Here is a 13,615-nt window from a genome sequence, read left to right as displayed (position 1 = left end):
TCCCTAGTTGCTTGCATTCTCACTTTTGTTTACGACATTTAGGGAGTTAGTTGAAATAACAACGTCATTTTCTTTTATATTTTTAACTCCATCACGAATTATAACTGTTCCTTTCTCAATTCCATCAACCTGCACCATGTCGTTACATAACTCTCCTCTAGTAATTTGTTTACGGCTTACTATTCCTTCCTCGTTTACAACATAAACATAATCAATACCATCAATATTAAAAATACTCTGCACCGGAACAAAACATCCACTATTTTTTCCAGTAATAATCTGCACTTCTACCATATCACCAATTTCATATTTATCTGATTCAAAAACCACATCTACAGTATAAGCCCTAGTCTTTTCATCAGGATATTGTCCAATGCTATCAATATTGGCAGTAATCTTCCCATCTACTTTAACTGCACTTGTCGTTGTCACCTTAACAATATCATCAGTTGATACTCCTACAGAAATTACTTTCTGACTACCTTTCATAATAACTACAGGATATCCCGCAGCAATTATTTCTCCCTCTTTATATGGAACCTCCATTACATAGCCATCTTCATCTGCATAAATAGTTGAATCTACCAATTGCTTTTCCGCCTGTTCTAAATTATTTTGAGCAATCTCATAATTTCCTTCAAGCATAACATATTGACTTTCTTGAGCTTCCCAATCTTTATCAGCAATAACACCATTATCGTGTAAAACTTCTGTTGCATCTAATGCTGATTTTGCAGTCTCCAATGAATTTTTCAAGCTATTGACATTTATTCTAGCAGTATTAGCACTGATTTCTAAAGAAGAAGTATCAAGTTGCGCAAGAAGATCTCCTGCTTTAATTTTTTCACCTGCCTCAACATATATGTGTTCTAATTTTCCTCCTGATAAAAAAGCGTAATTCTTCGTATCTTTGGCTCGTACAATTCCTAAATAATCCAAACCGGTATCATATTCCTTTATACTAACTGTTGATGTATTTACGTTTTTACTTTGTGTTTGAACTGTATTATCATTAGAGCATCCAACGAAAAGAATTATAAAAGCAAGTATTACGATTAAGTTTGTTTTCTTCATTTATGTTTTCTCCTTTTTATGACATATTTTCATATGCTCACATAATTATTTCTTAAAATTTATTATTTGTATTAGTTCCTTATAGGGTAAAATGAGTAATTTAGGAAAAACATAAAAATCTAAGCTCTTGATTCGTAAAATTAACACTAACATCTTTTAGGTTAATCTGTATATTTTTAGGTTTTTCTATTATTTGCATTAATTGCTTATCAAAAATAGTATTTGAAACTTCTTCAAAAGAATGTTGACTTCTCATAAAGTTCATCATATAAATGTTTTAGATATTAATTTAAATTCTTCCAATTTCAATAGTTAATAAGACACTTACAAATAAATAATTACTTACTCCAAATAAAAAAGCCCACAAACAAACTCTCCTGTGTATTTGAAAGGGCATTTGAGAGTAATCCCACTATTTTACATGAAATAAATTTTCCATAGCATATCCAGCTAGATAATCACCTTCACTACACAAAATAGCAGCAGATAAAAAAAGTATGATAGGCCTCTTAATATCTTGTAATATCGCCCAACATACCCAATATGGATCTAACAAGAATCCTCTGTTTATAAATTGTTTTGAATTAAGCTCTGAACATATGCTTAATTCATAAATCCATCCTACAAAACTATAAATTAAAAGCTCATAAAATATGTACAAATTATCTTTTTTTTCAAAAGTCACCTCCAAAAGATAGAAATAGTTCAAATTTCTTGATTTTTTACTCATGTGTGTATTATACTTCAAGTGAGATCTATCAACAATGGACACAATATCACTTATGCGATACTAATTGCACATTTAGTACTTAAAATGTCCAATATGCCACATAAATACATAAAAATGAATAAAATTGGGAGATATTATATGAATACAACATCTAAACGAACCGACCGCCGAATAATTAGAACAAAAAAAGCAATTCGTAACGCTTTTGCCGAACTTCTTTCAGAAAAAAATATTAATCAAATTACCATTAAGGATATTGCAGATAAAGCTGATATTAATAGAAAAACATTTTACAATTACTACAGTGGAATTCACCAGATCGTTGATGAGATAGAAAATGAAATTGTTAGCACTTTTGAAGCAGCTTTAAAAGATATTAACGTAAATGAAGACATAAGAAACCCGTTTATAATATTTTCAAAACTAACAACTATTATAAATAGTGATTTAGATTTTTATGGTTATCTATTAAAAACAGACAGCAATTCTAATTTGATTTCCAAGATTGTAGTTTCATTAAAGGAGAAAATAAAAGAATCTATATTAACCCAAATGGAAGCAGAAGAAGTTAAAATAAATTTAATTGCAGATTTTATTATTTCAGGGATGTTGGCTGTTTATCAAAACTGGTTTAATTCTAATCGAAGCATAGCAATTGAGAAAATTTCTGATGATGTCAGTATGCTAGTGTTCCATGGGATTAATGGACTACTGAAACTTCAATAGTTTTTTTATTTTTTATGATAACAAGTTAAAAAACAGACAATAAGACAATTATAAAATGTATTTATAGGTTTTATTGATTAGCTCAATGCAGTTCAGCTTTATCTTAAGATCCTCTATAGTTTTTTTATGGCTCCAAAGTTGAGAGGATAGCCTTGATACTTTATAGCTTTAGTCGTTGAGAGGAGCTAGTCCGCCACAAATTTAAATAGAAACTTATGAAAAGTGATTAAATATAATTGAACAAAAAAACAGCAAAGTAGAAAAGTATTTAAAGCCTTTTCTCCTCTGCCGATATTCAATCATTTGAAAAATCTTCATTCTCTTTTTTTCTTGACTTTATCCAATAAAGTTATAAATCGCTGTTCCTATCGGTATTGTCTTCTCTATAGTCAATCATTATTTTCTTGCATTTTCGACAGTTATATGCAACAGCAGATGATCCTGAAAAAATACCATGATCTGATGCTAAACTAATTGCATTTAAACTTGAAGATGCAAATGTAGCAATTTTACTTTTTTTGTTGTTCCATGAAACTCCGTCACGACATTGAATATAACCAAGTTCCATTTCTGTGTTACAATAAGGGCACTTCACTTCTTTTGCCTCCTTGATCTAAAATGTTTTACAAATAAGTTTTGCAGTTTAATTTTCGCCTTCAGTTCAGACCACATACAAAACAAGAATAGAAAAAATAAAATTCCTCTGTAAAATCTATATTTGGAACCAGTCTTTGGCGTTATAACAGGATTATTGTCCTACTGAAAACCCAATACTAGGGCTGCAAAACATGATGTTTCATTTTTAATTATCTTGTGGCGGTGATAATGATGCCTGTTGAGCTTAGCCATCCCTTGATATAAAATTGACTTCTAGGAAAAGATTAGTTTTCCTGTTCCTATAGTCACTAACACGGACACATTTTAAAGTGATTTTGCAAGATCACGTACTTGTTCTAACTCTTTAGCATCCTCTATGCTGCCCTTTTCTTGAAGATTCGGTATTTTTATAATACCTTTTAACTCCCAATTCAAATTAGAAGCTATTGACCTTAACTGTGCTTCGGCTGCATCATATACTCCGTCTGCACCAGAGTTGAGTAGCATTGCAATCGATTTAATGTGAAACCCCTTTATTGCAAAAGCATACATTCGATCAATAAAACATTTCGTCTGAGCAGAAACATCAAACCAGTAAATTGGAGATGCAAGTACCAACATGTCCGCCTGATTCAAATCTTTTAATATCTCATTCATATCATCATTTTGCACGCATACGCCGTCATGCGTAAAGCAATATTTGCAGGCAATACATGGATTAACTTTGTTTTCACTTAATTTTCTCACTGTTACCTGATGCCCTGCTTCTATTGCAGACGCTGCAAATACGCCTGCCATAATCTCTGTGTTTCCATTTTTTCTCGGACTTCCTGTAATAACCAAAATATTCATGCTAATTTGTCCTTTCTTTCGCCAGATACCGTTGCCTGAAGTATTTATACTTCTCCCCTAATTGAGCTATCGGTTTATTGGTCAGTTGATTTACAAATAGTTACTGGTTGGGCCCTTTGAGACTAGTTACTTTGATTCTATATTTAGACTTCCGTTAAAGTCAAATTCATCGCTCTCCCAACGACCTTGACTTTAAAAACTCTTTTTCCTGTACAACTAAAGATACTCGGATTCAGATGTCCTTTGCATAGTATAACCTTGTTCAAAGACAAATGTTTGAAGTTTGTTCCTCGTTAACTTTTCCAAAGGGGTACAGATTAAAACAAGTGCATCCGTTGATGTTCCTGCGGCATATTCCTCCAGGATACCATATAAGGAGCAAAGTTTCTACAATAAACGTTAGCACCATGTAAGGATTACAAAGAAAAAACATAGTATCCAACAGTATTGTACTTCTGGCTCATTTCTTTTACTTTTTTCGTATCAGGTCTGATCTCCTCTGAAATCTCTACGCTTCTTACAGGAACCATAATATCCCGAAGCTGTTGATATAACTTGAACCAACAAATCTGCTGTAATCTGGGAAGTACTGATGTTCAAAGTTTCTTGCTTATACTTACCTTGTTTTAATAAATGTAGACTTGACATTGCATAGAAAGTGGCAATTGTAGCATGACCACATAAGTCCACCTCTTCAATCCGTGTAAAAAATTTTGCAATACTTCGCTAATTTTCATCGATTTTGCTTCCTACATCTCATTTCTTGCAGGTGGCCTATGGCTAGCACCGATAAAAGGGCTAGTCCGCCAATGACTATATAAGGATTCCTTTCTTTTTGAATTCTTTTGCAGTATAATGTTAAAAAGCAATTGCATTGTAATCAGTAGCAAAGATAATCTCCATTATCACAAAGTATAATTTTTGTTGATGAATAGAGTATTTTAAATAACAGTAAATAAATATAGGTGCCGGGAGGTGAATCATGAAAATATATTTAGGAATGCACCCAAAGAATCGTTTAACCTCTGTGCGACTGTAAAATAAATTGTACAGAGGAGTATTTAAGGATGAATAGATTAAACAAACCAATCATCACAAAAGAAACCATTAAAGCAATGGAGGACATGTCATTTTTCACCCATGCTCTCATTTTTGATGATTTACTAATTATTGCACAAAAAGAAACCAATTGTTTCGTATTAAAAACCAATGATGGACTGATAGTGATCGAAGCTATTTGGCCATCAAAAAAAGCTTTTGATGCGATAGTGGATGCGATTAAATCTGTAGGTTGGAATCCAGATACAATAAAGAAATTAGTCTTAACACACGGACATGTTGATCATACTGGTTGCGGAAAGTATTTTGTAGAAACATATAATGCAGAAACATATCTTTCTGAAGTGGATGATATTTTTTGGAAAGAGTATCCAACAAAACCGGAACGCCCTGAAACGTGGAAAGATTATCAAATTGATACTTATATACAAGATGGAGACACTATAACTCTCGGAGATAAGACAATATATGTTTACGACACTCCTGGTCATACTCCCGGGTGCTTAAGCTTTATATTTCCAGTAAAAGAAGCTGGCGAAGCGCATATGGCAGCACTATGGGGCGGCACTACTCCTCCATGGAATAAGAACGGAGTTACACAGTATCTAAAATCCCTAGATTATTTTATTCGTGAGGCAAATAGCAGAAAAGTGGATGTAGCGTTAAGCAACCATACCGCCATTGATAATGGACTAGAGCGAATTTTATATTCGAAAAAAAGAATGTCCTATATGCCAAATATTTATATTATAGGGCAAGACGCATTTCAAAAATATTGTACGGTGTTTCAAACATTAAGTTTTGAAATGCTAGATAGATTATAAACTATTCGTTGTATAAAGTAGAAGCTTTACAAGCAGAGGGTATTTAACTTCCCTCTGCTTATTTTTATTAAGTGTGGGGGAAATACCCAAGACAATTTCATCTTGTTCATATAATAGATTTAAAAACTTCTCCCACGCCTGAATGCCAGCTCCATCATTATCTAATCTTTTGACGCCGATACTCCGCTAGTTTGCTTTCTGATAGATCACCTTTTTTTACTACTATTCTGCCCACAATAAGTCCAGCAATGGCAATTAAGATAGCTTCTTTCACTGGCATAATCACCAATCCCTTTAACGCTTCCCCCTTTTTTTCACAATAAACAAATAAACCAGAAAATTATAGTCCCTTTTTCTTGATGCTTTTTGCAACAATTTCTGTTGGTTCGCTTTAGGAAGCAGGAAAATTAGTTAAGTGCTTTATCAAGTTCTCTGTAATGCTATTGACGAAATTTTTTGTTAAAAACCAAGTCAACTGCCCTTGTTGCATATTAAAGATCATTTGGGGTGAATACAATTTTTTTGTAAAAACATCATCAGTCCTGGCAACAGGATTGATGAATTAAAAACTTTGCTTTTGGTATTACGCTTAACGTATATCGTAAACAAGTTCTTCCGCCGATATTTTTTTAAAATATTAAGGTTGTACAGTCATCATAAAGAAGTTGTTATGCCAATTTTTCCACAGAATTTTATTTTGTAAATTAACAAAAATAGTGATAGAATATAATTAACCCACTCATATATTTACCCAATCATATATATAGAAAGGAAAAAACATGACTAAAAATAATTATATTCTAGTATCAGGTGCAAGGGAACGAAATCTAAAAAACATAAATGTTCTGATACCCAAAAAAGAAATTACGGTTTTTACAGGTGTTTCCGGTTCAGGAAAATCATCTTTGGTATTTGATACAATAGCAGCAGAATCCCAAAGACAATTAAATGAAACCTACACCAGTTTTATCCGTCACCGTATGCCACATTACGGAAAACCCGATGTGGACACCATCGAAAATTTGTCCGTAGCCTTTATTATCAATCAAAAACGATTAGGGGGCAATGCCCGTTCAACGGTCGGGACAATTACAGATATTTATTCTGTACTACGTTTACTGTTTTCCCGAATTGGAGAACCATTTGTAGGTTATTCCGATGTATTTTCATTCAACAATCCATCTGGAATGTGCGAACATTGCGAGGGCTTAGGAAAAATTGAAACCATTGATATTGGAAGACTGTTAGATAAAAATAAATCCTTAAATGAGGGAGCTATCCGGTTTCCAACTTTTGAACCCGGCGGTTGGCGTTTAACCCGCTATATTCATTCAGGCTTTTTTGACAACAATAAAAAATTGAAAGACTATTCTGCCGAGGAATTGGAGCTGCTACTTTACGCTGACGGAATCAAGGTTAAAAACCCATCACCCGAATGGCATAAAACCTCCTTGTATGAGGGGCTGATTCCACGTATTGAGCGGAGCTTTCTAAAAAAAGAAGATGGCGAAAAGGTCAGGTATGGAAAAGAAATTGAGCGTTTTGTTGTAAAACAGGATTGTCCCCACTGTCACGGAACACGTTTAAATGATAAAGTGTTATCTTGTAAAGTGAACGGTAAAAATATTGCGGAATGTGCAGATATGCAAATAAATGATCTTTTGGATTTTGTCAGGTTCCTTCATGCTCCTATAGCCACTACAATTGTTTCTGAACTTGTGAATCGAATTCAGCACATGATATCTATAGGACTGGGCTATTTAAGTTTAAGTAGAGAAACAGCTACACTTTCAGGCGGGGAGTCACAAAGAATTAAAATGGTTAACCAACTTGGCAGTAGCTTGACTGACCTTACTTATATTTTTGACGAACCAAGTATAGGGCTTCACCCTCATGACATAAGCAAAATCAATGAACTTATGAGGTCGTTGCGTGACAAGGGGAACACTGTTTTGATTGTAGAGCATGATCCAGACATGATAAAAATTGCAGACCATATTATTGATATGGGGCCGGGTACGGGAACCGATGGCGGGAAAGTTGTATACCAAGGAAATTTAGATGGGCTGAAAACAGCGGGTACTCTCACAGGAAAATACTTATCCTACTGCCCTGAACTAAAACCTGTTACTCGTGCCCCGAAAGGCTGGCTTTCTATTCAAAATGCAACCATGCATAATTTAAAGAACCTTTCTGTTGAAATACCAAAAGGAGTAATGACTGTTGTAACCAGGGTTGCCGGTTCAGGAAAAAGTACGCTAATTAATGGGGTATTGCCACGGTTATATCCAGAAACTGTTTTTATTGACCAGAAAGGAATCCAAGCGTCAAAACGTTCCAACATTGCGACCTTTACAGGTATCTTTGACATCATCAGAAAATTATTTGCGAAAAAAAATGGTGTAAGCGCCTCCCTATTCAGTTTCAATTCACAGGGTGCTTGTCCTGCCTGCAAAGGTCTAGGCGTTACTTATACAGATTTGGCGTTTATGGACACAATCGTTACGGTATGTGAGGAGTGTCACGGAAATCGGTATACGGACGAAGTGCTTGCCTATCAGCTAAGAGGGAAAAACATTGCCGATGTTCTTAAAATGACGGTCACAGAAGCCTTAGAATTTTTTCAAGAAAAAGAAATCGTAACGGTTTTAAAACGACTTTCAGACGTGGGTATCACTTATGTTTCTTTAGGACAACCATTAAGCACGCTTTCAGGTGGTGAGTTACAGCGAATTAAACTTGCTTCCGAACTTGAAAACGGTGGTCAGATTTATGTTTTGGACGAACCGTCAACGGGTTTGCATATGGCTGATATCAAACAGTTGATTCGTGTAATGAATCGCCTTGTAGAACAAAATTCCACTCTTATTGTCATAGAACACAATTTAGATATTATCTGTCAAGCAGATTGGATTATTGACATAGGCCCCTATGCAGGGCAGAATGGTGGTAAAATTATGTTTACAGGATTGCCGAAGGATTTAATCAATTGTCCAGATTCTTTAACTGGAAAGCACCTAGTAAAATACATTGAAAATAAATAGGAGGTTAGTTTAATGGCTATCAAAGAATTAGAGGAAAGTTATGTGCCCTTTCAATGCATGATTGTATCAGATTCAAATCGGTTCAATGTTGAGAGCGTTTCGACAGCACAATACTATATACTGGATACATTGAATAAGCAGGGAGCGAAAACCACGAAAGAACTTGCCCAAATGAGAGGCATCTCACAATCTGGCATTTCAAAATTAACAAAGCGTTTGCTGGAAAAAAAATATATTATTCAGGAAAGGCAGACAAATGATCGCCGCTCTTATAATATTGTGCTTACCAAGGAGGGGCAATCGTTTTTGAATCGCGTTGAGGATTTTGGAACTGAAATTATGAACCTAATTGAGGAAGCATTAACAGAGGAAGAAGTACATGCTTTTTCAATGATGTGCAAAAGGATTACGAACTTATACGCAGAAAAGCATGACATACTTAGTTGAATACAGATAAACTGATCTAAATGTCGATTTATATTGAGAGAGAGTTCCATATTTATCATAAAATAGAGTAGATACAAAACAGGCAATGTGATTTAATTATAAATACAGATAATATGATCAATGAAATCGCTTATGATAGTGGTTATTCCAGTCCTAGCAATTTCTGTGCAGCATTTAAGAAACAATACGGTGTTACTCCACTAAAGTACAGAGAATCCTCTTTGCTAAGAAAAGCCGAAAAAATTAAAATTTATCATCTTAACCACAGCTTTAGGCCTGTGGTTTTTTTGATTTAGCATTGTTATCTTTCAACATAATTGGGCAGTGCAAGCAGTTACCTGAATGTGCAGTGCCACCGTTATCAATTATGCCTGTGATTTCAATATAGCGATCTCCCGATTGAGCATATGGAGTAACTCCAAATTTTAAACCATTGATTAGCGCGTTGCACTCCAACTCCGTGAAATCTCCAGCTTTCGTGATTGTTACAGTATAATAATATTTGTATTCCGTTTCATCCGTATAACCCGGAATCAAAACATAGGAAACCGAATTAAACTCGCGGTCAATTGTATTTTCAATAGACGTATATTCACCTAGTTCAACCCAATTTTCGTTATCTGTACTATAAACCACTGCAACAGATATATTTTCATAATTATCCGGCCACTTATCGCTGCTTCCTGTAGGGAGCTCACAGACACTTTTTATGACGTATCGACTAATGTAGTACGATGCGCCAAAATCCACTTTATACAACAACTTTTCATCTTCAAATTTCCAAAATCCACTCGTCCAGCGATCTGCTGGACCCGAAAGTGTGCCATTGACTGCTCTCTCTGGTATGTAGGGCAGTATATACGAGCTTGTCGTCACGGATTTATTCAATGCGTAATTATAATTTCCGCTTGCCATATGATGTATCCTCCTCTCAGGACCTTAACGGATACAGACCCGCGACTTCAATGTAATATTGTACCCCTGGCATCGGTTCCAGACCCTGCATATTTGGTAGTGCAAAGGTGTTGACGCCGTCGCCGCCGTAGGTTGTTCCAATCAATGAAAATAGTGCCGTGTTCATTCTAATTTGCATCAGCATTCCGTTGCACGGGAGAAAGTTCATTGGTGTTCTTCCGTATGGGAACAAATAAATAGTGCCGATAAAAAAATTCATATATTTCTCACTCCTCCTCTGGAATTTTAATTATTTACCCTTCTGCCGGATAAACTCCTACTGTGCTGATATAATATTTCATACTCGGAAAAGCTGTTGCTTTTGTCAAATCAGGCAATTTAAAAGTCGTTATGCCATCCCCTCCGTAGGCTGTTCCAATTATATCAAACAACGCAATGTGTTCGGCAAATTGTAGCGTCGCGCCATCACACAGCAAAAATCCATATGGCACAAAATCAAAGGCAAACTGAGTAATTTGACCCATGTAACTATCATCCATATCTTATTCTCCTCGTATAATATTTTTTAGTTACTTAGCGTATCTCGATCACTTAATAAATAATCGTGCGCTAAGTTTTAGTCAAATTGGGGGCAAATTCCATCTGTGGCGATATAATAGGCTGTGCCAGGAATCATAGCCGCATCCGAAAGATCCGGTACCTTAAAAGATGTCTCATCTCCACCAATTTTTTTCCGATGAGCGCATACAACTGCTGCTGTTTGGAAATCAACAGCGACTGTCCGTTACACAGAACAAACTGAGCCGGCGCATAATTAAATGCAAATGCTGCGATGGCTCCAACATAATATTCCATACTATTTTTCCTCCTTTCCCGCTAATGTGCCTTGTTCTAACCAAAATTCTGGCTGGCATTTATTAGGCTATCTTAACATGCTGGTTTTTAAAGTAAAATCACATCGATGTGAAGTTTTCAAAATTTTTTACGTTCCAAAAACCTCATTTTTATGTGAGCATATATATGTTGTTTACGAAAAAAAAGGGAGGGAGCATACCGTTGGTAAACTTTGAAAACCTATGAAGTCTCCAAAAACCATGTAGGTATTACTGCGGGTTTAAATGTGAAGCCAATTAAACTTTCGAAGCAGCAGAAATACATTCTTACATTGCTTGCTCAAAGCTATAAGAACGCAGAGATTGTAAAAATAACCGGACTATCTCTCAACACCATCCGTTCACACACGAAAATCATCTATCAGAAACTGGGGGTAAATACAGCGGCAGATGCGGTGATTGAGGCCAAGCAACTTGGAATTATTGAATTGTAAATCAAACTCAAAAATTGTCCGTATTTAAAAGAGTCCTGGTAGTTGGTGATTATGCACCTCCTACCAGGGCTCTTATTTAGATGTTGTATAATTGTAGGTATTTAATAATGATGTTCTTTGGGTTACTCATAATAAAATCCCTTATGTTTTTTGTTGCTTTTTATTGTTTTTTAAAGTTCCATTTTCAATAGTTATAATTCTATCTGCATTTTAAGCTATTTTTTTCAGTCTTGGAATAGGATACTAAAAGAGCTTTAGCATATTTGCTATGATAATGATAGAAAGGGATTTTCCAATCATCCATTAAGTTATACAATTAAATTTTGATAGTATAAGTTTGTAGATAATCTTTGTAATCTTTGTATTGACTTTAATAATATTTAGTATATAATTAATATTATTAAAGTAAATATGAAAGGAGATATAAATTGGATATTGATAAAATTCCACAATGGATACTTGCATTAGAGCAAGAAGATGCTACCTTTCTTAAAAATTTTATTTTAAAATCGGGTTCTCTAAAAGAGATTGCGAATCTTTATGAAGTTTCTTACCCTACTGTGCGATTACGTCTGGATAGACTAATTCAAAAAATCCAAATGAGCGACCAGCAGGAAGAAGAACCTTTTCAAACCTTTATTAAAGGTTTAGCCGTTGACTCGCGAATTGATTTAGAAATAGCAAAAATTATTATTGAAAAATATAAAAAAGAAAAGGAAAGATGATTTTTATGAGTATAAAACTTATTGTCAGCATTGGAATTACTGCTATATGTTGGGCCGTTGAAATCTTCTGCGCCAAACTAAAAAATCCGATTTGGGGTGGCATCATCCCTCTGTTGGCGTTGGCAGCCAGTATATATATTTTGGCTACTGGACTGATCGCCTTTAACGGTACATCCTCCTTTGTATTTTTTGTTTTGAATCTTTTCCTATTTGAAGGATGGATTACCAGCAGAGAAAAGTACAAAAAGAAGCAAAAATCGGAATTAGACAAGATGAAAGCACATGATATTGATAATTAAAAGATGACTTGAAACTTACAATACTATCCTAACATAAAATGTATAGTGGTAAACTCAATAATAATACAATTTTAAAACAGCCCGGTTCGAGATTGTCTGCGTCTCTACCACGCTCCAGAGTATCCTTGCAAGGACTCTAGATAAGCTTTAACATATATGGTATGATCTATCAACACCATCATTGTTTGAATACTCTTTCATAGTAATCCTCCTTTCGCTTTTGGATAAATGCAGATATAAAAAGCTCCTGTTCAGTAATTATCTTACCGAACAAGAGCTCCTTAGATTTTAATATTTAGTTGTTTAATCCCTCAGAAAATCCTAAAATAGGATTGATATTTTCCTAAGCTAATTTCGACAGAGTAACAGTAAACTTTTTCACATCAAAAAATCAAAGCAGTTCATCTGTGAAAATATGGTTAATGTGGTCAACAAATATAAATAAATAAGTGGTACTTCTAAGAAATAAACAGCAATTCAAATCTATTATAGGACATAAAAGCTGCAATTCTCTATTTTTAAAGAGTTGCAGCTTTTACTATTTAATATATTTTTTCAAAGTGTTTCAGCTCATCTTTAATTGACTCTACCCTTTCTGGCGTTACAGAACGATGGAATACTCCAATTCTTCTACTACGTTGAGAACGTCATACAAAACCACCGGGATTTTCCCGACACCCCCGCCAATCTCCACTTTCACGTTGATATGTGTGTCTGCATTTTGTGAGAAAGAAGTATAACCGTCTCAACGTGCATTAAACGGTCAATAAAGATGCCAGCTAAAGCTGGTGGGGTCTTGGCGGCAGGGTATATTTCTAAATTTGTTTTTTTAAACGTTTCACAATTCCAAACAAACGCTCTTTACTCTTACGAAATAGTAAATTTTACCAGTTATCATCATGAAATGGCACATTAATAAAAATCTTTCGATACTGCTTCTGTCGCTTTATCAATAAACGCAGCAATTTTGCTGGGACTTTCCTTCAGTCCACTATT

The 13,615-nt window shown here is 34.8% G+C and carries 18 protein-coding genes; 8 read left to right on the top strand and 10 right to left on the bottom strand.

Going from position 1 to position 13,615, the window contains the following annotated elements; genetic code table 11:
• Positions 1–3: 3 nt before the first annotated feature.
• Positions 4–1,074 carry an efflux RND transporter periplasmic adaptor subunit gene (locus RTK36_RS13115; protein WP_312047693.1) on the bottom strand — a complete coding sequence of 357 codons (1,071 nt, stop codon included), beginning with the start codon at positions 1,072–1,074 and terminating at the stop codon, positions 4–6.
• A 412-nt stretch (positions 1,075–1,486) separates the two neighbouring features.
• Complete coding sequence (locus RTK36_RS16755; RefSeq protein WP_442871355.1) at positions 1,487–1,804, bottom strand: putative ABC transporter permease; 318 nt, start codon at positions 1,802–1,804, stop codon at positions 1,487–1,489.
• A gap of 138 nt (positions 1,805–1,942) precedes the next feature.
• Here RTK36_RS16755 and RTK36_RS13110 point away from each other — a divergent pair, with 138 nt between their 5' ends.
• Positions 1,943–2,530: a TetR/AcrR family transcriptional regulator gene (locus RTK36_RS13110; RefSeq protein WP_312047692.1), complete on the top strand. Its 588-nt coding sequence runs from the start codon at positions 1,943–1,945 to the stop codon at positions 2,528–2,530.
• Between the two features lie 349 nt (positions 2,531–2,879).
• Here the strand turns inward: RTK36_RS13110 and RTK36_RS13105 are convergent, their stop codons facing one another.
• From RTK36_RS13105 to RTK36_RS16750, 3 genes are all read right to left on the bottom strand, one after another.
• On the bottom strand, positions 2,880–3,125 hold the full coding sequence (locus RTK36_RS13105) for a PF20097 family protein (RefSeq protein ID WP_312047691.1): 246 nt from the start codon (positions 3,123–3,125) through the stop codon (positions 2,880–2,882).
• Between the two features lie 326 nt (positions 3,126–3,451).
• Positions 3,452–3,979: a flavodoxin family protein gene (locus RTK36_RS13100; protein ID WP_312047690.1), complete on the bottom strand. Its 528-nt coding sequence runs from the start codon at positions 3,977–3,979 to the stop codon at positions 3,452–3,454.
• Between the two features lie 483 nt (positions 3,980–4,462).
• The gene (locus tag RTK36_RS16750) at positions 4,463–4,678 is read right to left on the bottom strand and encodes a hypothetical protein (protein ID WP_442871357.1); all 216 of its coding nucleotides are present in this window, start codon (positions 4,676–4,678) and stop codon (positions 4,463–4,465) included.
• A gap of 368 nt (positions 4,679–5,046) precedes the next feature.
• Between RTK36_RS16750 and RTK36_RS13095 the strand changes: the two genes are divergently transcribed.
• Positions 5,047–5,862 (top strand): MBL fold metallo-hydrolase, encoded by an 816-nt coding sequence (locus tag RTK36_RS13095; protein ID WP_312047689.1) that lies wholly within the window; start codon positions 5,047–5,049, stop codon positions 5,860–5,862.
• A gap of 157 nt (positions 5,863–6,019) precedes the next feature.
• Here RTK36_RS13095 and RTK36_RS13090 read toward each other — a convergent pair whose 3' ends face one another.
• Positions 6,020–6,151, bottom strand: coding sequence for a hypothetical protein (locus RTK36_RS13090; RefSeq protein WP_312047688.1), 132 nt, complete (start codon positions 6,149–6,151; stop codon positions 6,020–6,022).
• Positions 6,152–6,641: 490 nt separating this feature from the next.
• Between RTK36_RS13090 and RTK36_RS13085 the strand changes: the two genes are divergently transcribed.
• The 3 genes from RTK36_RS13085 to RTK36_RS16745 all read left to right on the top strand — a co-directional run bounded on the left by RTK36_RS13085 (position 6,642) and on the right by RTK36_RS16745 (position 9,649).
• Positions 6,642–8,906 carry an excinuclease ABC subunit UvrA gene (locus RTK36_RS13085; protein ID WP_312047687.1) on the top strand — a complete coding sequence of 755 codons (2,265 nt, stop codon included), beginning with the start codon at positions 6,642–6,644 and terminating at the stop codon, positions 8,904–8,906.
• Positions 8,907–8,918: 12 nt separating this feature from the next.
• The gene (locus RTK36_RS13080) at positions 8,919–9,353 is read left to right on the top strand and encodes a MarR family winged helix-turn-helix transcriptional regulator (RefSeq protein WP_312047686.1); all 435 of its coding nucleotides are present in this window, start codon (positions 8,919–8,921) and stop codon (positions 9,351–9,353) included.
• A 71-nt stretch (positions 9,354–9,424) separates the two neighbouring features.
• Positions 9,425–9,649 (top strand): helix-turn-helix domain-containing protein, encoded by a 225-nt coding sequence (locus RTK36_RS16745; protein ID WP_442871356.1) that lies wholly within the window; start codon positions 9,425–9,427, stop codon positions 9,647–9,649.
• Here RTK36_RS16745 and RTK36_RS13070 read toward each other — a convergent pair.
• The 4 genes from RTK36_RS13070 to RTK36_RS13055 all read right to left on the bottom strand — a co-directional run bounded on the left by RTK36_RS13070 (position 9,624) and on the right by RTK36_RS13055 (position 11,123).
• A complete protein-coding gene (locus RTK36_RS13070; protein ID WP_312047685.1) occupies positions 9,624–10,268 on the bottom strand; it encodes a hypothetical protein in 645 nt (214 codons plus the stop codon). The genes RTK36_RS16745 and RTK36_RS13070 overlap by 26 nt on opposite strands.
• 16 nt (positions 10,269–10,284) lie before the next feature.
• On the bottom strand, positions 10,285–10,527 hold the full coding sequence (locus RTK36_RS13065) for a phage tail protein (RefSeq protein ID WP_312047684.1): 243 nt from the start codon (positions 10,525–10,527) through the stop codon (positions 10,285–10,287).
• Positions 10,528–10,561: 34 nt separating this feature from the next.
• Positions 10,562–10,807, bottom strand: coding sequence for a phage tail protein (locus tag RTK36_RS13060; RefSeq protein ID WP_312047683.1), 246 nt, complete (start codon positions 10,805–10,807; stop codon positions 10,562–10,564).
• A gap of 133 nt (positions 10,808–10,940) precedes the next feature.
• On the bottom strand, positions 10,941–11,123 hold the full coding sequence (locus RTK36_RS13055) for a phage tail protein (protein ID WP_312047682.1): 183 nt from the start codon (positions 11,121–11,123) through the stop codon (positions 10,941–10,943).
• A 265-nt stretch (positions 11,124–11,388) separates the two neighbouring features.
• Between RTK36_RS13055 and RTK36_RS13050 the strand changes: the two genes are divergently transcribed.
• The 3 genes from RTK36_RS13050 (at position 11,389) to RTK36_RS13040 (ending at position 12,619) form a co-directional block, all read left to right on the top strand.
• Positions 11,389–11,595: a helix-turn-helix transcriptional regulator gene (locus RTK36_RS13050; RefSeq protein ID WP_312047681.1), complete on the top strand. Its 207-nt coding sequence runs from the start codon at positions 11,389–11,391 to the stop codon at positions 11,593–11,595.
• 428 nt (positions 11,596–12,023) lie between these two features.
• Positions 12,024–12,320: a DUF2089 family protein gene (locus RTK36_RS13045; RefSeq protein WP_312047680.1), complete on the top strand. Its 297-nt coding sequence runs from the start codon at positions 12,024–12,026 to the stop codon at positions 12,318–12,320.
• Between the two features lie 5 nt (positions 12,321–12,325).
• Positions 12,326–12,619 carry a hypothetical protein gene (locus tag RTK36_RS13040; protein WP_312047679.1) on the top strand — a complete coding sequence of 98 codons (294 nt, stop codon included), beginning with the start codon at positions 12,326–12,328 and terminating at the stop codon, positions 12,617–12,619.
• Positions 12,620–13,615: the final 996 nt, after the last annotated feature.

The sequence above is a fragment of the Anaerotignum sp. genome (assembly GCF_031981185.1).
Taxonomy (GTDB): Bacteria; Bacillota; Clostridia; order Lachnospirales; family Anaerotignaceae; genus Chakrabartyella.
Note: the sequence above shows the minus strand (reverse complement) of the source record. Positions and strands in the feature narration are given on the sequence as shown.